At 52.5% G+C, this 19,072-nt stretch carries 18 protein-coding genes and 2 pseudogenes; 13 read left to right on the forward strand and 7 right to left on the reverse strand.

The genetic code is table 11. The features are described from left to right. Window positions 1–348: 348 nt before the first annotated feature. From ACA058_RS30000 to ACA058_RS30015, 4 genes and pseudogenes are all read left to right on the forward strand, one after another. Window positions 349–498 (forward strand): annotated as a pseudogene (locus ACA058_RS30000) (BRO-N domain-containing protein); the annotation flags it as partial. A 180-nt stretch (window positions 499–678) separates the two neighbouring features. Continuing rightward, window positions 679–2,193: an IS21 family transposase gene (istA, locus tag ACA058_RS30005; RefSeq protein WP_497637134.1), complete on the forward strand. Its 1,515-nt coding sequence runs from the start codon at window positions 679–681 to the stop codon at window positions 2,191–2,193. Between the two features lie 20 nt (window positions 2,194–2,213). Further along, a complete protein-coding gene (gene istB / locus ACA058_RS30010; RefSeq protein WP_024264899.1) occupies window positions 2,214–2,969 on the forward strand; it encodes an IS21-like element ISPsy14 family helper ATPase IstB in 756 nt (251 codons plus the stop codon). A 64-nt stretch (window positions 2,970–3,033) separates the two neighbouring features. Continuing rightward, window positions 3,034–3,450 (forward strand): BRO family protein, encoded by a 417-nt coding sequence (locus ACA058_RS30015; RefSeq protein WP_497637135.1) that lies wholly within the window; start codon window positions 3,034–3,036, stop codon window positions 3,448–3,450. A gap of 11 nt (window positions 3,451–3,461) precedes the next feature. Here the strand turns inward: ACA058_RS30015 and ACA058_RS30020 are convergent, their stop codons facing one another. Continuing rightward, window positions 3,462–3,725, reverse strand: a complete 264-nt coding sequence (locus ACA058_RS30020; RefSeq protein ID WP_497637136.1) for a HigA family addiction module antitoxin — start codon at window positions 3,723–3,725, stop codon at window positions 3,462–3,464. 371 nt (window positions 3,726–4,096) lie between these two features. On the opposite strand from ACA058_RS30020, the gene ACA058_RS30025 reads away from it, so the two are divergent. From ACA058_RS30025 to ACA058_RS30045, 5 genes and pseudogenes are all read left to right on the forward strand, one after another. After that, window positions 4,097–4,453, forward strand: coding sequence for a hypothetical protein (locus tag ACA058_RS30025; RefSeq protein ID WP_497637137.1), 357 nt, complete (start codon window positions 4,097–4,099; stop codon window positions 4,451–4,453). 36 nt (window positions 4,454–4,489) lie between these two features. Continuing rightward, window positions 4,490–4,660 (forward strand): hypothetical protein, encoded by a 171-nt coding sequence (locus tag ACA058_RS30030; RefSeq protein ID WP_497637138.1) that lies wholly within the window; start codon window positions 4,490–4,492, stop codon window positions 4,658–4,660. A 176-nt stretch (window positions 4,661–4,836) separates the two neighbouring features. Next, a pseudogene (locus ACA058_RS30035) lies at window positions 4,837–5,478 on the forward strand (magnesium chelatase domain-containing protein); the annotation flags it as partial. Window positions 5,479–6,164: 686 nt separating this feature from the next. Continuing rightward, a complete protein-coding gene (locus ACA058_RS30040) occupies window positions 6,165–6,491 on the forward strand; it encodes a helix-turn-helix domain-containing protein (protein ID WP_497637139.1) in 327 nt (108 codons plus the stop codon). Then, window positions 6,448–7,437 carry a reverse transcriptase family protein gene (locus ACA058_RS30045; RefSeq protein ID WP_497637140.1) on the forward strand — a complete coding sequence of 330 codons (990 nt, stop codon included), beginning with the start codon at window positions 6,448–6,450 and terminating at the stop codon, window positions 7,435–7,437. The genes ACA058_RS30040 and ACA058_RS30045 overlap by 44 nt, the downstream gene beginning before the upstream one ends. Window positions 7,438–7,460: 23 nt before the next feature. Here the strand turns inward: ACA058_RS30045 and ACA058_RS30050 are convergent, their stop codons facing one another. Further along, window positions 7,461–8,030 carry a recombinase family protein gene (locus tag ACA058_RS30050; protein WP_497637141.1) on the reverse strand — a complete coding sequence of 190 codons (570 nt, stop codon included), beginning with the start codon at window positions 8,028–8,030 and terminating at the stop codon, window positions 7,461–7,463. Between the two features lie 361 nt (window positions 8,031–8,391). Here ACA058_RS30050 and ACA058_RS30055 point away from each other — a divergent pair, with 361 nt between their 5' ends. Together ACA058_RS30055 and ACA058_RS30060 are read left to right on the forward strand one after the other, a co-directional pair. Next, window positions 8,392–9,882, forward strand: a complete 1,491-nt coding sequence (locus tag ACA058_RS30055; protein WP_497637142.1) for a replication endonuclease — start codon at window positions 8,392–8,394, stop codon at window positions 9,880–9,882. 142 nt (window positions 9,883–10,024) lie between these two features. Continuing rightward, window positions 10,025–10,213 carry a hypothetical protein gene (locus tag ACA058_RS30060; RefSeq protein WP_497637143.1) on the forward strand — a complete coding sequence of 63 codons (189 nt, stop codon included), beginning with the start codon at window positions 10,025–10,027 and terminating at the stop codon, window positions 10,211–10,213. Between the two features lie 69 nt (window positions 10,214–10,282). On the opposite strand, the gene mobV is transcribed toward ACA058_RS30060, so the two are convergent. From mobV to ACA058_RS30080, 4 genes are all read right to left on the reverse strand, one after another. Further along, a complete protein-coding gene (gene mobV, locus ACA058_RS30065; protein WP_497637144.1) occupies window positions 10,283–11,293 on the reverse strand; it encodes a MobV family relaxase in 1,011 nt (336 codons plus the stop codon). Continuing rightward, window positions 11,290–11,754, reverse strand: coding sequence for a hypothetical protein (locus tag ACA058_RS30070; RefSeq protein WP_497637145.1), 465 nt, complete (start codon window positions 11,752–11,754; stop codon window positions 11,290–11,292). The genes mobV and ACA058_RS30070 overlap by 4 nt, the downstream gene beginning before the upstream one ends. Before the next feature lie 364 nt (window positions 11,755–12,118). After that, complete coding sequence (locus ACA058_RS30075) at window positions 12,119–13,951, reverse strand: recombinase family protein (protein WP_497637146.1); 1,833 nt, start codon at window positions 13,949–13,951, stop codon at window positions 12,119–12,121. 159 nt (window positions 13,952–14,110) lie between these two features. Further along, window positions 14,111–15,121 (reverse strand): hypothetical protein, encoded by a 1,011-nt coding sequence (locus ACA058_RS30080; RefSeq protein WP_497637147.1) that lies wholly within the window; start codon window positions 15,119–15,121, stop codon window positions 14,111–14,113. 117 nt (window positions 15,122–15,238) lie between these two features. Between ACA058_RS30080 and ACA058_RS30085 the strand changes: the two genes are divergently transcribed. After that, complete coding sequence (locus tag ACA058_RS30085) at window positions 15,239–16,216, forward strand: YifB family Mg chelatase-like AAA ATPase (protein WP_497640026.1); 978 nt, start codon at window positions 15,239–15,241, stop codon at window positions 16,214–16,216. Window positions 16,217–16,222: 6 nt separating this feature from the next. On the opposite strand, the gene ACA058_RS30090 is transcribed toward ACA058_RS30085, so the two are convergent. After that, complete coding sequence (locus ACA058_RS30090) at window positions 16,223–17,434, reverse strand: aldose 1-epimerase family protein (protein ID WP_497637148.1); 1,212 nt, start codon at window positions 17,432–17,434, stop codon at window positions 16,223–16,225. 266 nt (window positions 17,435–17,700) lie between these two features. Between ACA058_RS30090 and ACA058_RS30095 the strand changes: the two genes are divergently transcribed. After that, a complete protein-coding gene (locus ACA058_RS30095; protein WP_497637149.1) occupies window positions 17,701–19,059 on the forward strand; it encodes an SrfA family protein in 1,359 nt (452 codons plus the stop codon). The last annotated feature ends 13 nt before the right edge of the window (window positions 19,060–19,072 follow it).

Below are 19,072 nucleotides of genomic sequence, written 5' to 3' on the forward strand. Positions count from 1 at the left end.
CGCAGGCTGCGATCTTTTGATCTTAAGGCCTGCAACAATCCCGGCAACGTCCTACAAAGTTCTCATCCGCCGTCCGATTGCGCCGCGATGCTCCGGTTCCTAAGCTCACCCTCTGCTGAATGTTCAGCACTGGGTTTGGCGACCTGGATGGCATCCGACGCACCGCGACCACATTCGAACCGGAGGAGCTCTCTCCATCTCGAATTATGGCGGCTCTGCGTGGGAGACCTTCGGGTCTGCCGGTTTTTTCCGGATGCACCGGTTCGCCAACCCGCGCATAGCTGCCACCCTTTTTCGTTTGGCGACGATCAGAGGCAGTTTCCTCCATTCGAATCCGGGAGCTGTACCATGGACGAAAACTATCTAGTCCCCCACGTTTTCACTCGCCACAAACTCCACCTCCACGCCCTACTTATAGAAAACCAACCTTGGTTCAGCGCCCGCGACCTGGGCCGATTACTACGCATCTACCTCAATGACCGCCAACTCCGAAAACTTGCGGATTCCACGGGCATCCGGCCATCTATTCCATGAACATCCGGCCACTGATTCCACGATGATCCGGCCACCCATTCCACGGCCATCCGGCCACTCATAAGGCAGGCAGCAACGCAGGATTAATTCACTACCATCGACCTCTTTTATCGAAGCAGAGAGGTCGTCGTGGAGCGGTTATCCATGCGTAAAATTAAGGAAGTGCTACGTCTCAAATTCGAGGTCGGCCTGTCTGCTCGCCAGATCGCTGTCAGCTTGCAAGTGGGTCGCGCGACCATCGGTGAGTACCTCAATCGCTTTGCTGCCAGCGGGCTGATTTGGCCGTGTGCTTTGAGCGACGTTGAGTTGCAACGGCGCCTTTTTCCGCCTCCGCCCGATGTTCCCAGCGACCAACGCCCGATGCCGGACTGGGCTCATGTCCATGCCGAGTTACGTCGCCCCGGCGTCACCCTGGCCCTGCTTTGGCAAGAGTATCGGCTCACCCACCCGCAAGGCTTCCAGTACAGCTGGTTCTGCGAGCACTACCGCCTCTGGGCCGCGAAGATCGATGTGGTCATGCGCCAGGAACATCGCGCCGGCGAAAAGCTGTTTGTCGACTACGCCGGCCAGACCGTGCCAGTCATTGATCGGCGAACCGGCGAGATCCGCCAAACGCAGATCTTCGTCGCCGTCCTCGGCGCGTCCAGCTACACCTTCGCCGAGGCCACCTGGTCGCAGAAACTGCCCGACTGGCTGGGCTCGCACGTGCGCTGCTTCGCCTTTCTCGGCGGTACATCGCAGATCCTGGTACCGGACAATCTGCGCAGCGGCGTCACCAAGGCGCATCGCTATGAGCCGGATATCAACCCCAGTTACCGCGATCTCGCCGAGCATTACGGCGTAGCTGTGCTGCCCGCGCGCTCGCGTAAACCCAAGGACAAAGCCAAGGTTGAAGTCGGCGTACAGGTAGTCGAGCGCTGGATCCTGGCGGTGCTGCGCAACCGCCAGTTCTTCTCCTTGGGCGAACTCAACACAGCCATCGCGCTGCTGCTCGATCGCCTCAATCAGAAGCCCTTCAAGAAGCTGCCCGGCTCACGGCGCTCAGCCTTCGAGACCATCGACCAACCCGCACTGCAACCGCTACCAGAACATCCGTATGTCTACGCCGAATGGAAAAAGGTGCGGGTGCACATCGACTACCACGTCGAGGTCGATGGTCATTACTACTCGGTGCCATACCAGCTGGTGAAGCACCAACTCGAAGTGCGGCTAACCGCTAGGACTGTCGAGTGCTTCCACGCCAACCAGCGGGTAGCCAGCCATCTGCGCTCACCGCACAAAGGCCGCCACACCACCCAAACCGAGCACATGCCCAAAAGTCACCGCGAACATGCCGAATGGACGCCGCAGCGACTGATCCACTGGGCTGAGCAGACCGGGCCGAACACCGCTGGTGTCATCGCCTACATCCTCGAACGCCGGATCCATCCGCAGCACGGCTTCCGCGCCTGCCTGGGGATCCTGCGCCTGAGCAAACAGCACGGCGAAGAGCGGCTGGAAGCCGCTTGCCAGCGAGCACTGGCACTGGGCGCGTGCAGCTACAAAAGCCTGGAATCGATCCTGCGCCAAGGGCTGGAACGGCTGCCGCTGGCCCAGCAAAACCTGCCGTTACTGCCTGAAGAACACATCAACCTGCGCGGCCCTGGCTACTACCACTGACCTGAAAAAGGAGCACCAAAATGCTGCCCAACCCGACACTCGACAAGCTGCAAACCCTGCGCCTGCACGGCATGATCAAGGCCCTTGGCGAACAACACGCAACGCCTGACATCAACGATCTCAGCTTCGACGAACGCCTCGGTCTGATGGTCGATCGCGAGCTGACCGAGCGCGAAGACGCCCGCCTGACTACTCGCCTCAAGGCGGCCCGACTGCGCCATAACGCCTGCCTGGAAGACATTGACTATCGCAGTCCGCGTGGCTTGGACAAGGCCTTGATCCTGCAACTGGGCAGCGGCCAGTGGCTGCGCGATGGTCTGAACCTGATCATCGGCGGCCCAACTGGCGTAGGCAAAACCTGGCTCGCCTGCGCGCTGGCTCATAAGGCCTGCCGCGACGGTTACAGCGTGCGTTATCTGCGCTTGCCGCGCTTGATGGAAGAACTAGGCCTGGCCCACGGCGACGGCCGCTTCGCGAAACTGATGGCGGGTTATGCCAAGACTGACTTGCTGATCCTGGACGACTGGGGCCTGGCGCCGTTTACCGCTGCGCAACGGCGCGACATGCTTGAACTGCTGGACGACCGCTACGGTAACCGCTCGACGCTAGTGACCAGCCAGATGCCAGTGGACAAATGGCACGCGCTGATCGGCGATCCGACCTTGGGCGATGCGATCCTCGACCGGCTGGTGCACAACGCTTATCGGATCGAACTGAAGGGCGAATCGATGCGCAGACGCGCAACGAAATTGACGGCGACAGAGACTTCAGACTAACAATGCAAACCTGCGTCGCTGCGCTCCGACTGCCCGGCCGGATGATCGTGGAACAGGTGGCCGGATGTTAGTGGGCTGGGTGGCCGGATGGCGTGGAATCCGCAGAAAACTCGATCCCGACCAACACCAAGCCGCAAAAATGCTTGTCCACGGCAACATCGAAAACACCCTGCTGATCAGCGAATCCGGTGTCTACGCCCTCCTCGTTTACCACTACTGCCCCGAGTACCGAGCCCTGCGTGAATGGCTTACCCACGAAGTCGTCCCCGCCCTACGAGATGCCCAACACCCCGCCGCAACCGAACGCCCGCAACTGAGCCTGCTCAACTGGCCGGAAATGTCGTTGAGCTTGCTGCACTGGAACAACCAGTCGTGGATTCGGTTGCAGGATGTGCCGCAGATGGTGACGGAGCGGGAGCAGACAAGACGTCCGGTGACCCCGTGGTGGAAGCGGGCTTCACGAGTCTTGCATTTGCTTTGAATACTTAACGTTCAACCACGCTCGATCTGGGCTAAACGCAAATCATAGGTCGATTGCAGATTCAGCCAGAGCTCGGGCGTGGTGTTCAGGTGGATGGATAGCTTCTTCGCCAGACCAGCACCAACACCGCTTCGCTGACTAACAACCTCGCTTACTTCAGCCTCAGGCTCGTTCAGCCAGCTGGCCAACGCTACGGTTGAAATGCCCAGCGGCTTCAAAAACTCCTCGCTAAGAATTTCACCAGGATGAATCGGGCGCATTCCATTCCTGTTCATTCACGTTACCTACGTCTGAATTCAACGAGATCATAACCAGCAACCTTCAGCCAGCAAGACCTGCCACGCTCTTTCACCGATGTCCTTCAACTATCTAGGCACGGTCCTACAAAAAGCAGCTCTCCCGCCTGATTTAACAGTCCGCACCCTTTTCTTTACGCTTTTTCGCCTTGTTATTCGATAGACGCTAGCAATGAGAAGAAAAGGAAAAGGTACCGAACTTCGAAACCAGACTTACAAATCAAATGCACGAATGCTCGCATATAAAATCTTCGTAGAGGACTGTAAATCTCGGGCTAGGAAACTCAACACAGAGGCCGTTAGATTCGACCCAATAACTCCCCGCTGCGATAACTGCCTGTCACCCGTGGGTGGAAGCTGCACTCTACCCGTGGGAAAACGTGCCAGATTGGAAGTGCAAAGATGCCAAGGGACTGGATTTGGCCATCTGGTACGAAGAGAAACTGTGTGGTCTGTGTTATGCCACTCCGCGTAAAAGCACTATTTGCATAAAAATCGTTCTTTTGCAGGGCCACCCAGACAGATCTCATCCTCTTCGTGGCTTGATCGCCCCGATGGCGCTGCTGGCTACAGATACCTATGCGCGAATGCTGGGGTGCAATGAAATAGAGATTCAGGATCCTGACCCAAATGTCGTCCCCTACTACCATCACCTCGGATTCAGCTTCGACCAGACCAATCGACTTGTCATTTACCTGAACGATTAATAGTATTGATCTCACTCCCAGGCACAGGAGGTGTCCATGATTCACAAAAAGCGAAAAGCCAGGCTGTTACTCATCGTTCAGTATCATGCTGAAGCGTTTCGGCTGGCCGGCAATATTTCAGCCAATCAACAACGATTCCTTGATGTCGCCGCCATTCACGGCAAAGACCTTGAACCTCCGGGCCTGCTTGCCGGCAAAAGAGCCTGAACCTGCCTACCAAAGAACCGCCTCTGAATGGCGGTTTTTTGTCTGCCAGCACGCCCCAGGATGACTCGCAACATCCTGCGAAAATTCATCCTATCTGCCGCCACGCGAAATCCTCATGTCCTGACTACCCTTCAAAAACCCGCAGGAAGCGGCCTCCGTCACCTCAAGGAACGACCATGTCCCTCTCCATCGTCCACAGCCGCGCCCAGATTGGCGTGGATGCGCCCGCTGTCACTGTTGAAGTCCATCTGGCCAATGGTTTGCCATCGCTGACCATGGTCGGCCTGCCCGAGGCGGCGGTGAAGGAAAGCAAGGACCGGGTGCGCAGTGCGATCATCAATTCGGGGCTGCAGTTTCCGCCACGGCGCATCACGCTGAATCTGGCGCCGGCGGATTTGCCCAAGGATGGCGGGCGCTTCGATCTGGCGATCGCGCTGGGGATTCTCTCGGCCAGCGTGCAGGTGCCGACGTTGACGCTCGATGATGTGGAGTGCCTGGGGGAGCTGGCGCTGTCTGGCGCGGTCCGGGCTGTACGCGGCGTATTGCCGGCGGCATTGGCGGCGCGCAAGGCCGGGCGTTCGTTGGTGGTGCCGCGGGCCAATGCCGAGGAAGCGTGCCTGGCGTCGGGCTTGAAAGTGATTGCGGTGGATCATTTGCTGGAGGCTGTCGCGCATTTCAATGGGCATACGCCGATTGAGCCCTATGTCTCCAATGGCTTGCTCTACGCCAGCAAACCCTATCCCGATTTGAATGAAGTGCAGGGACAACTCGCGGCAAAACGTGCACTGTTGATTGCTGCTGCAGGCGCACACAACCTATTTAGGTTGTGTATCAATACACCTCTGAATCCAATAAAGGCCACCAGCAAGGTTGGTCAGAAAGGAACGCCGAAATGTAAGCCGCTGTATTGGCTGAATTTTTGGATTAAAGACAACGCTAGCAGGCGAATACTTTTCGCTCACAGCGAAAAAGATTTGACAGGGGCGAAGAAATTTCGCATATTTACTTCGCGGACGGTGACTATATCTCGTTGCTGTTGGTGCTTCGGCACCGTGGAGGCCTCGGTCTCTAACCCTTGGTCGGAAAGGGGTGCTGCGTACGTCCCGCGACGTGTGTATGTATCCTCACCTTCACGACATAAGCGGCTTCGTCGAGAGCGACGAAGCCGGTGTCTCGGAGGGGGAAAAGCATTGCTCAACCCGTTTCACTTTTCGCTATCTAGTTATGCTCGAGAGGCACGCATAAGCGTGTCATAACTTAGATAGGAGCATCAAAAAATGCACAAGAGTGAAGAAAAAACCGCAGAGCAATGTCTGGTTTGTCCAGAAAAGAAGAAGAAGTGGAGCGTTGTAAAGGTATTTGGGGCTTGCTTTCGGGTTGTACGGTTCCTCGTGAATCTGTTCTCCCTGATTGATAAATACGGGCCAAAAATCCTTAGCTTCCTCGGAATCGATACTGAATAGATCTACCCCGCTGTTGTCACACGTTTCTAGAGGTACCCATCATGATCAACAAAGCCCTAAAACTCATTCGAACCTTCTACGACGTTTCTCAATCGGATCTTGCTAGCCGTTTGGGTATCTCAAACTCGTATTTATCTGAGATTGAGTCTGGAAAGAAACAGCCCACTATGGAAATTTTGTCTAAATATAGTGAGCAATTCGAAATACCGCTTTCATCGATAATGTTCTTTTCTGAAAACCTCGATGAACCGAAGCCTAGCGATAAAATACGGATACATGTCGCAAAAAAAATAGTCTCAATACTTGAATGGAATCAGACACGAAATGAGACGTCCAAGAATTTCGGTAAAAAAGCGAAAATCTTTTAATCTTTACCCAATAACACAGTGCGCACTGTACAAACTAACTTCACCGAAAAAACTATGTGAAGTCCTGAACGAAAAAATCGCAAGCTTAACAGAGCTACTAGAAAGTGAAGAAAACTACCGTGAGTTCACTTTACTGGAAGATGTGAATCCGTTCTCCCAAAAAATTACCAAAAAAAGGCTTGTCCAGACCCCTGCTAAAAAATTGAGAGGGGTACATGAGCGCATTCTGAAACTTTTACAGCGAATGGAATATCCAGATTACGCCCACGCGGGAGTCAAGAAGCGATCTTATCGCTCAAATGCGCTGGCACATGAAAAGGCTCGCGTAATTGCGACCTTCGATCTGAGCAACTTCTACGGATCGGTCAAATCTCACCACGTCAACTCGTTTTTTTCCAAACAGTTGAAATGTGTCGGTGACGTCGCTGGAATACTCACAAATTTAACTACCTTTCGTGATTGCCTCCCAACAGGTAGTCCACTCAGCCCATTACTGGCGCTGCATACCTCCCGCCCAATGTTTGACGGCTTAAGCACTTTGGCCCAAAAGTATGGGCTCACTTTTACATGCTACGTGGACGATCTAACTTTCTCGGGAGACATCATCCCCCCATCCCTAGAACGAGAAGTCAGCTCCATAGTTAGGCGACATGGGCATCGCATCAACACCAAAAAAACTCGTATTTTCAGCGAGAATCAGCCAAAGCATGTAACTGGCACTGTCATCATAAACAGAAAAATTCATGTACCTCATGCCAGGCTCGTTTCCGTAAGAAGACTAGAAGCGGCTATTAATGGAGAGATCGATAACTACGGTTTCACCGAGCTTAAGCTCATGGAGAAGCTGGCCGGAGTATTGAATGAAGCCTCCTATCTAGACCCAAAATTTCAAAGCAAAGCCGGTGCGGCAAAAACCAAGCTGGTAACAGTTGCAAACTCTAATTGATTTTTACCAATAGAGGCACCCCTCTAGCTCTTATTCCAGTGCCGCTTAACAGTCGCAATTCCGATTTTTAACTCCTTGGCGACCTGAGCTTGAGTCATATCTCTAGCTTTTAACTGGTGGACGGCAATTGTCGTCCCCTTTGCAGCTGGACGACCTAATTTTTTACCTTCCAATTGCGCCCGTCGAAGCCCCGCGTGCGTGCGCTCGATCAATAGATCGCGCTCAAATTCCGCAACAGCATTGATGACCTGCATTGTCATTTTTCCCGCAGGAGAAGTTAAGTCAGCTCCCCCCAGCGCGAGACAACAGACCTTGATGCCTGAGCGCTCTAGAGACTCGACAGTAGATCGAACATCCATAGCGTTTCGGCCAAGTCTATCGAGCTTGGAGACCACAAGCACATCACCTTGCTCTAGCTTCTCGAGAAGCTTTCGAAATCCTGGGCGCTCATTTGCAGAGACGCTGCCAGAGATAATCTCCTCTATCACCCTCTGCGGGGGAATGTCATAACCGCTGGCTTTGACCTCCTCTAGCTGATTTTGAGTTGTCTGGCCCTCAGTGCTGACACGAGCGTACAGAAAGGTGCGGGGCATGAACTTACCTCAAATAAAGGGATCACAAAACGTAGCATCACTATACAATGGTATCATAAAAAATAAAAGCTATTTTGTTGATACCATTAAAGTTTCAAATATTCAGCATCATTTAACGGTCGTTTGTTGACACCAAAATTAGCCCCTCATATCAAATTGATATGTAAATGATTTTTCATATCAATTTAATATCAAAGGCATTTAATCGATAGATAATATCTATCAAGGTGTGAATTACTCTTAGCTTTTATTGATTTGAAGTTATCTCGGCGGATTGAGATAGTTATGAAGTTCGCCATGGTTGGCGAATGCTACACACCACTAATCCCGGTAGGACGCCCTTTTTTGTTAAGGCTGCGTCGTGCGTCAGGGATTTCGATATTTTCCTCCTCCGCTAAACACTCTTATTTCGCTTGGAAATGAGCAGCTTTGTGACGTTGCTCATAATATTGCGAAGTACCACTTTGTAAAACAGAAGGCATTATCTCCGGAGTTGATAGCAGAATACTGCCACTCTCGGCATGAGTACGGTATTGCCATCAAACAGTCATCACGACACAGTCTTGATGGCATAATGATGAGATTACGTAGCGAGGTATATTGGCGCGCGCAAATCAATCATTTAGCGGATGAGCACAGAGAGCATCATGCGATGCGAGGCAAGCTATTGGGTGATGCAAAACATGGCTTGATGCCATATTGCTCAGACCAGACAGTTCAACTTTTCGAAGATCGACGTGCCAACATCCACGCAAAAATGCAGAGCAGCCTCGCCACTCCATCCTCCGGAGTGACTAAATCCGATATTTATGCGAATTCTGAAAGGTCACGACTCAATCAACTTTATCTATCCGTCAAGGCCATGGAACGACTCGCGGTGAGTCGCGAATATATCTGGATAATGATTACACTCACATGCCCGCCACGCTTTCACCCAAGCTCAAAATCATACGATGGCTCATCCCTTAGAGAAGGAAATGACTTTCTAAACCGGCTGTATCGGAAATTATTCAAATTCCTTGGTAAAAAATACCATGCCAATTCCGACTATTTTGGCTTACGCGTAGCAGAGGTTCACCAAGATGGATGTCCGCACTGGCACATTCTCTTCTATTGCTCTGACAAGATGCTTATAGATCTTCAAAGCAAGCTAGAGCAATTGCTCTCCGGAGATGGTCGACCCGAAGACTATTACAAGACATATTCAAATAAAATTCTGAAAACCCAGGTAGAGCCTGGAAACGAAACCAGCCCTATCGGCTATGTCTTGAAGTACCTATTCCCAAGGTCGACTGGAAACGTCAGCACTACAGATACGAAAACCGCCAAGCGCGTTTCTTATGCGCTCAAAGCAGCAGGCGTGCGTCAGTATCAGCTAATTGGTGCAGAAGGTATCTCTACGAAAGTCAGGGCATTGAGGAAGGTTGCCAGTGATCCCAGTGCTCCTGCCAACCTCAAGCAGCTAGCCGCCACATTGGTTCCCAAGGCAGATGAAGGGGTTCGTAGCTTACAGGGTATGGTCGATCTACTTGATCACTCGTCAAGAGATGTGAAGTTTATCCGTGAATCCTGCCTGAACCGCTTCCGCGAGCCAACCTCTCGGCTATCACATCTTAAGCATCATAAAGATGAGCGATGCTACGAGCTCAGTCGCTACGCTTTCATCTTGAGATGTTCGGCGGCAGTTACTATTAAGGTATCAAGTAAAAAGAAGGGTAATGGTCGACCTTTATATTCATTAAGCCTGAATAAAAACGGCCACTATTCACCACAGGAGCAGATCCAATCAATGGAATTTTCTACTCCTTGTCTAGCATATCCGCCAGCACAGCTACGATGGCGCCCCCCTTAGGCAACCGCAAAAGCCCCATCTCCAATGATATTGGTGGCAAGGCGTTTTTCTATGAGCGTTACCAAGAGCAGGTTGGTCAGGATGAGACTCGACCAGACCCACAATCTTTGAAAACGAAAGAAGTTCAACAGGAACCCCTACTGTGAAACACGAAACGAAAGAGATTCCGCTTTACGACCTTATGCTTAAGATCGAAAAACTGTTGAAGTTGCCTCAACCCATCAGCGTTGCAACTGTGCAACGGAATCATGCGTTGCGGGAATCAATTCGTCAGCTTAAAGAAGCCGCTGCGGTGTATGAAAAATACGGGGCGGAAATTAACGACGGTTGATTCCTGGCAGTGAAGATACCCCCCTGCCGGGGAGCATTCTCTGCTTCGCAGAACTTCGACGTTAGGAGTTTAAAGGGTCAGATCCATACCATGATGAAGCTTCCGAGATCGAGGGCTTCTGTTCTCGGCTTTCTCTTCGAGCATCTCCAATCGGCGCTCCAAAGCATCGCGTTCGGCCTCCAATGTCTCGACTTTGCTCTCATGAAGTCTAATTTGTCGTTCACGCTCTGAGAGGGTTTCGGAGCGTTTGACAAGCTCCTGCTCAGCTTCTCTCAGAAGCAGCTGGCGATGCTTGATGATCTGCATGCGCTCGTCCAGCTCTGCCGTTTTCGTTGCGATAAATTTGCCACGTCGCTCCAACGCTTTTTTCATGGCCGGCATTGCTGCGACTCCCTTAGCATTTGCTTCAGCAATCGCTCGAGCTCGTCTCCAGGCAGCTGTTTTGATGCCAACAGCAGCAGCAGCGTAATCCTTAGCCTCGAGCTTAGGAGCCACTCCAGCCGCGCTCAGGGCTGCATAGAATTTTTTGATTTCCTGGTGCTTCGCCGTGCTGCCTTCGACTCCCCTTTCCAGCCCCTGTTTTTTTCCGCATGCGGCATGAAAATCGGTCTGCAGCTGCTTTAACTTTGCCCTGCCACCCAGGAAATCGCGGCACGACAAACGATGGTCGGCGGTCAACGGTACAACGTACGCCACTAAGTGAGGAGTCGTTTCGTCCAAGTGCACCGCCGCGCAGATCACGTTTTCCCTTCCGTGACGCTGCTGGAGCCACTTTAGAGCGTCACTGAAATAGCCGTTTCCGGTGTCGTCTAACTTGCCCCCGTGACGCTGAAAAGCCGCAGGGGAGGCGGTAATCATGTACTCGATACATAGCACTGACCCGGCCTTCATTTTTTTCGGCAGTCGGAGCTGCAACCGTGCTTTTAGATCTTCAGCACTTGCTGCCCCGACGACCTTGTTTTTGGGAGTCATCGCAGGGTCGGCGTTGGGCGTTAGCTGCTCGCGAAAAGTGTGCTTTCCAGACCGCACCACAGCACCCATCGACTTCAATTTCTTGGTGCGGATGATCGCAAAATTCAAGGGGTATACTCGTAATCGTCGTGCTCGATACGCAACTGACTTTTCCAGCTAGGCACGTATTTTTGCGGACTGGGTGCCACCGTCGGCGGCTCAGTTGACCGAGTCGAGGTACTCTTCAAAGCACCGCCGAGGACACGCAAAAAAACGTCCAAGAGCATTGCAACTGCTTGCATGATCAGATCGAACAGCGTTACTTCGATGCGCAATACTTCACGAAGTTCATCATTGGTTACTTCGATATGCCGCCGTGCCGCGCCGGTATTTTGCAATTTCAAAAGAGCATCGAAAGCATGCGGCGCGTCAAATCGGCGAAGCTCATAAATATCGTTTTGCGCCTTATCTATTGGAAGATCAATCAAAGCCCTCTGCACTACCTCATTAAGTTGTTCGCCCGGAAATGCAGTCCCAGCTTCGGCCCACATCATTTTTTGGTCATCGGTCAAGAAAAGAGTTCTTTGCATAGCGGTTTCCCCGTCTTGTTATTCTTATTTGTAGCTTACTGACGGAGCAAAGAGCGAAGCAAGAGCTAAGCGACACTTTGTGTAACCCACTACACAAACAAGTTTGTGGGGGCTCACGTGCGTGAGAGAGGATCACAATCAACAGCTCACAAAGTCCATTAGAATCGCTGACAGTTTGAGCACTCTGGAGGTCTGAGAGGGCACAAAACAACTTTAAGAAGGCATGAACTCGGCCCTCCAGTCGCTGCGACCCCGCTCGAATCCGTGCACGACAGACAAGCACCTCCGGGGTCTTCGCTTCTTCGCGCCAATGCACTTCGTGCCTGCGCGCTTCGCTTGCTCGTTGATCAGGTCGGAGGCTGCTCTACTGGGGGTCGCTTTTTCGCCGTAGGCGGCTAGCTTTAGCAGAATCTTGACACTGTTCAAGATTCGAAACTTCACCAGCCTTAATCGAATTAAGAAGTTCAACCAACACAGGATCCCTTGCTAGCGCTTGACCAACTGCGGGCAAACTCGCTTTCATCGTTTCACGGATCGCGCTGTGTCCCGCGCCATCGCCTTGATCATAAATAATTTTCAGCGAATCCTCTCCAAGCGGAATGAATTCAACGGCGTCTCCAATTTGGGCTACAAAAAATTTTATACGGTCACCGGAAGCCACACAATACGATGTATAGTCATCCTCTCTACTTACCGAAACCGTGACATCGAGCGCTTTGAGCAGATAGTTAGCCCTCGCCCTGGCTTCGTACGTCACCATATCCAACTTAGAAAAAAACTCCTTCTTATTTATTATTTTTTCGCGCTGGGCGTGTTGCTTTAGCTCGGCACGCTTGGCGGTCAGTTCTTTTGCTTCTTTCTCAAGCTTTGCTATAGAAAGAACCACTATTTGTGGAATATCAAAGTCCAAGGTTGTCAACTGACGCTCAATTTCAGCCAACCGTCCTTTAACATTTTCCAACCTGACTTCTAAAACAGATATCTCTTTAGATATTTTCGATTGAGAGTCTTGCACCAAGCTAAGGCTATCAACCTTAGCGAGAATCTCTATGTAGATGCGCTCCGAGGGGCCAAGTGGAACAAGCTTACTCTTACATGCCCCCTTTGCAGCGCCATAACACCTCAGATACTTACCACCCTTGGGAGGGATGCCCTTGTTGACCAAGTGCATCGATTCACCACAGTGACTGCATTTCGCAATCCCTTGCCATACATTGAAGTTTCGCGTTGATTTGGTCGCCTTGGAAACTTTCCGTGTATTTCTTGCCGCCAGCGCTTGATAGAACTCGTCATCCGTAATTATCACCGGGTAAAAATTAATGACCGGCTCACCGATAGTTTTCCTAACACCATTTACTAAACCTGTAGGCTGATACTCTCCTAATAGCGCTCGGTTTGCGAGAAGCTTCCCTGTGGAACTGCTAGCCCACAGTCCATTCCTATTTCGCTTGTCAGAGCCGAACACAGGGACTTTCTCCTCGTTCAGTATTTTTGCAATAGCACGATGACCATACCCATCTACAGTGAGCTTGAAAATTCGCCGAACAACTTCAACCCTTTCTACAATAGGGCCATAGGCGTTTCCGTCAAAGGTGAGCCAATACGGACACGCTTTGCCAAGTGGTTTTTTACTCTCCCTAGCCTCAGTTTGCTTCTGTTTCCATGCCTTGCTTACTCGCTCCCCCTTAACGCTTGATTCGCTATGCGCCCTACTCATATGGATTATGCTGAATAGCAAGTCATTATCCTGAACATCTTGCGTATAAAGTTTTCCATCTATTGAGGTGTAAATATCAACACCTTTTTTTAGAATATCGAGAAATCTCGGCAGTGCTTCCGTAATTCGCTCACGACTTAATCTGTCCAAACTCTCAACAATCAACACCGAGCCAGGAAGTATTGTCCCGTCTTCGATATAGGACAAAAACCGCGCTAACTCACCATTATCATCAAGATGCTTGCCTTTGAAGGCGGAGCGGCCCTTGTCGAAAAACAGGTACTCGCTTGTATTCGCCCACCGCAAGCCGTTTAGTTCGCAGTACCGTTTCGCCGCCTCTGTCTGCCTACGATAGCTATCACCCTTGGCCTGATCAGGCGTTGAGAATCTTATATAGCTATATGCTTTGCGGGTTTCGTATTGCATGCCTGGCTCGATCTCGATTGCGTGGGTGTATTCTGCCACAACCTGTTCGAACATGAAGCACCGGATTGACTCAAAATGTCTGAATCCTCGAGCTCGCCGCTGTTCAGTTAAATTTTTAGTCCGGCACTGCTTCCCATTCAAAAAATATGAACTGAGTAGAAATCACTACAGTCGCCCCTAGAAAAAAGCCAGTTATATTATAAAAAAACAACATCACTTCCTTAGCTTCACCGGGTACGGGAGCCCATCCATTGAACAGTTAGCTTTATCCACCTTGTAATTCTCGCCCAACAACGCTTGCAGGCATTGTGCGCCCTTCAAGTTGGCACCCATGCTTTCTCTATAACCAATACAACCGGGATTTCCATAGGTGCCACCACCTGCTATTACCGGGATATCAGTTTTTGACTCAATAAACTTAGCCAACTTCTCAACACACTCGTCGCATTGAAAATCCTTGTTGTTCCTAACATAGATAAAATAATAAGGATATTTAGCGCCTACTTCTGTCTGCTTATATTTCGCATACTGAAACCCCAATTCTTGTTTACAATCATCATTAAAGGTTAGAATTTGTGCTCTCTCTTTGCCACCACCAATTATCGACTTACCACCTGTACCACTATCCAACGAATTAGGTGGAACCTTGCTCGTCGAATTTTTTGATTCGGCGCCATTATAAATATCGATTTTAAGATTTGGATCAGATATCACCTTTTTAACTGTTGATTCATTGGCTTTAGGCACCGATGGCTTTTGAGGAGTAGGATTAGTCAAAGAACTTTCAGGTTTCTTAGGTGTATCAACTGTTGATTTAGAATTTTCACTGGTTGATGGATAGGTGGCCCCTGGAGCGATCTTATCAGTCACATATTTGTAAAGTTCAATTTTTTTATCGGTAGGTATATCATCTTTTGACATCATTTCACAGAGAAGGTAGAGCAGCCTATTTTGTGCGTTCCCCGCTTCAGACATAGGGACGCTCTCTTGGATATTTTGAGCAGCGCTTTTTGCTTCTACGGCTACTTTACCACCCGCTTTTGCAATTTTATAAACTGTTTCAGCATTACCACTAACTTCAACTTCAGTTTGTTCGGACAGCTTTACGCGCGGATCTAGCTTAACGCAATCATAATCTGCAAGTACGTTTTCTGATGCCAGCCCTCCTGCTATAGCGATGAATCCGAACTTCAGGATCGTTATTTGCAATTTTACGCGATGCATATCACCCCCTTATATGCAGATTCATCGTCTTGGCAAAATCAATCTAACTACCTTTTTTCAGAATCAAGAACAGGTCGACTGAAATATAGTCTTTTTTCCAGCTGGTGGTAGGTGGAGGTGCTGTTGGTCTCCGTTTCGGCCTCTACAGACATAAAAAGTGACCGCACCAATGATTTTGATGACTGCCGGATGCAATGGAGGCATCAATATGGGATTCATTCGGGTGTATTGTTACACAACCTGTTGTTCAGCGGGCCGCCGGGAACCGGAAAAACGCTGTTGGCCAGTCGCCTGCCGGGGCTGCTGCCGCCGCTGTCTGAAAGTGAAGCACTGGAGGTAGCGGCGATTCAATCGGTCACCAGTTGCGTACCGCTTAGCCATTGGCCACATCGGCCGTTTCGCCAGCCCCACCATTCTGCCTCAGGCCCTGCACTAGTGGGTGGCGGCTCGAAACCACAGCCAGGCGAAATCACCCTCGCCCACCACGGCGTTTTGTTCCTTGATGAACTTCCGGAATTCGAACGCAGAGTGCTGGAAGTCCTGAGGGAGCCACTGGAGTCCGGACACATCGTGATCTCCCGGGCGAAGGATCGCGTGCGGTTTCCAGCGCGGTTCCAGTTGGTGGCGGCGATGAACCCGTGCCCCTGTGGATATCTTGGCGAACCCACTGGGCGCTGCTCCTGCACACCTGACATGGTGCAACGTTACCGCAACAAGTTGTCGGGCCCGCTGCTGGATCGGATCGACTTGCACCTGACCGTGGCACGGGAGGCCACGGCGCTGAATCCACCTGTGAAACCGGGAGAGGACAGTGCCAGCGCTGCATTGATAGTGGCCGAGGCACGCGAACGCCAACAGAAGCGTCAGGGCTGTGCCAACGCTTTTCTCGATCTACCGGGGCTGCGTAAGCACTGCAAGTTATCCACAATCGATGAAAACTGGCTGGAAACCGCTTGTGAACGGCTCAATCTCTCCCTGCGTTCAGCCCATCGACTGCTCAAGGTCGCGCGCACGCTGGCGGACCTTGAACTAGCCGACGGAATCAGACGCGAACATTTGGCCGAGGCGCTGCAATATCGGCCGACAACGCTCTAGCCGGCGTCACCCCTTGGTCAGATCAACCAACGGCGTCTGCCGCACCTCAGTCTCCCGCCCACCCTGAATCTCGCTCACCTGTTTCAAGGCCTTATCCACAGCCGCCTTATCCGCTAACAAGCTGTAGCTGATGCGGAACTGCTTGTGTTCCTTCGGCCCAATTGTCGGTACCAGGTTCAGTGGCCGCTGATAACGGCGGTTGTAGGAAAAACTTGTTCCCGGCTCCAGCCCCGTGACATATCCCTGGCCTTGAGTATCGGTGTTTTTCCACAGGGAGAACACGGGCAGTGTCTGAGTGTTGAAGCCGACCGAAACCCCCAGGCTGCCGGCCTTGTTATGCAACACGGTTAACGTATCGCCCTTGGCATCGGCATACGGCACCACGTTGTAAACCGTCTCGTCGTAGTCCTTGGTCGGTGCGCGGTAGGTTTGCCAGTCCGACAGATCGCCTTTGGCTTTGTCGTTGAACGGGGAGACCTGTTTCACCGGCGCGGCGAAGCGGGCACCCTGTTCCAGGAACGGCGTGCTGAAGTTGCTGTGATACAGCGCCTGGTATTCCTTCGGATAGTCACCGTTGTTGGTCAGGGTGTCGTTGAGAGCGAACGTTACGCTGCCGGGTTCGGTGACCAGTTCGGTCGCCACGGAGAAGTCGACTTTCTTGAACGCCTGCTCTTTCAGTTCGCCGCGCAAGGTGATGGCGTACGGTGGTTTTTCATCGATGTGCAGGGTGACTTTGTTCGCAGGAATGTTGGCGGCCCGACCGTGCAGGGTCAGCAGTTCGCCGTTGTCGACGCCGGGGTGGCCGACCCATTCGTAGCCGCAGCGGGTGACCAGCTCATTGAAACCTTCCAGCCAGCCCAGACCACCGCGGCCATTGAGTTCGATGAAGGACGGATTGACCACGTCCTTGACCGGCGAATCCCAGCCCATGCGCACATTACCGACCGACGCCTGCAGCACGTTCATCCCGCGAGTCGGCACCACCGAGAGTTTCATCGTGCCGTTATCGATGTCGACGATGCTGACGCCCTCTTGCCGACCGCCGTGCAAGGTACGGAGTGTCACGGAGAAGGGTTGGTCGGTTTTCACACCGAGTTGCTGGCTGGTGATCTGCCAGTTTTGCGCGGCTTTGTCGCTGTCGAGCAGGACGTAATCCCAAGCCATGGCGTGGGAGGCGGACAGCGCGCCAAGGACAACGAGGAGTTTGAGCGGGGACATGGGGAAAGCCTTTCTTGGAGTTGTGCATTTTTTATAGCGCTGATGAAACGATTCAGCAAGCTTAAAAAGCCCACGCCCGAGCCTCCCAAAACCAATTAAAATTGACCTTATGCAACCTCCGCACGCTTACGTTAGTCTCATGAGGTTTAAACCTCCGGCAGATTGACGGCGACATCATTATGGCATCATGGTCGCCCGCCAAATGCAGGAGCAAGTACAGACACATTTGTCTGTCATTTTTGCGCAACGGATCGTATGGAGTTTGAATGCGCGGGGCACTATTACGCAGCGGTAAGAGCGGGTCATTCACTGCCCTCGGCGAAACAGGTCAACCGGTCTACCGGGCAGCCCTGCAATTGCGCGAAGCCATTCGTCGCAAGAATCCCGATTTGGTAGATCATCTGGCCATCCCTCAAAGCGATGAACTCGGCAACCAGATCGATTGGTACAGCGCCCTCGACGGCGATGTGATCCCGTGGAGCAGCGCGACCGAGGAAGAACGCGCCCCTGCCCGCCGCCAACTTGAAGCCCTGAAGACCGCGCTCGAAGAATTGAGCCAGCGTTTCCTGGGCACTGAATCCGGCGAACTGCAGCAAGGCGACAAAGCCGTGTTCGGCAAGTTGCTCAAGCGCGTCATTCATATCCCTGACGAAAACTTCGTGTACCTGGTGCAAGGCAAACCGGTGCTGACCTTTTGGGGTTTCGAGCACGCCGGTACCGACCTCAATCGCGATCCCCTACATTGCCTCTATCAGGCTCCGCCGCTGACACCCGTGGTCGAAGCACCTGTTGTTGCGCCCGTCGTGCCGGTGGTGGCTCGTCCGTGGTGGCGGCGATGGTGGCTGTTGCTGCTGCCGCTCCTGCTGCTGCTTTTGTGGCTATTGCTCGGCCTGCGCGGTTGCGTCCCGATTCCGTTGGTGGCGGTAGACCTGCTGCCCAAGGGCATCGTGCCGGTGGAAAAACAGCTGGAAGAGCCGCAACTGCCTGGCAATGTCACGACGTTGAATAGCGTTCCGGTGACAGGCACCGTTATAGGCTCCACCACTGGAACCGGCACCGCCGTGACCGGAACACAGGGTGTGGAAGCGCCGGCCATCGAGGGTAATGAGGCTGACACAGCACCCGCCGACTTGACCAAAGACCCAGCCAAAGACCCGGCAGCCGAATCCCCAACCGCGCCACCCGAAAACAAAACCGCGCCGCCGGATATCACTTCGCCCGAGGCAGAAAAATCCGCCGCCGAAAAACCCGGCCCTCCCCTGAGCATCCCGCCAGACGCCGCCGACGGTGCCGCCAAGTTTCTCGATGGTCAGTACAACGCAGGCGCCGGGATACAGGACCGCCGGACCGGCAAGCCGCTGCGTCTGGAGTACCAGCTCAAGGACGGTAAGGGCCAAGTCACCGTACACCAGGCCGACGGCTCGAAATGCAGCGGGCCGGTAAGCGCTACCATGAAGGGTGGCAGCCTGGCCATCGACAGCCAGGGCCAGGCCGTTTGCGGCGATGGCAGCACTTACGACATGCCCAAGGTCAGCTGCCGCCCAGGGGCGACCACGGTCGCGGACTGCACCGGCGGTTACGGAAAAGAACAATTCCCCATGTCCATGCGGCAAGTGGCCGAATAAAAACGGAATAACC

It is taken from the genome of Pseudomonas sp. LBUM1649, from assembly GCF_059716155.1.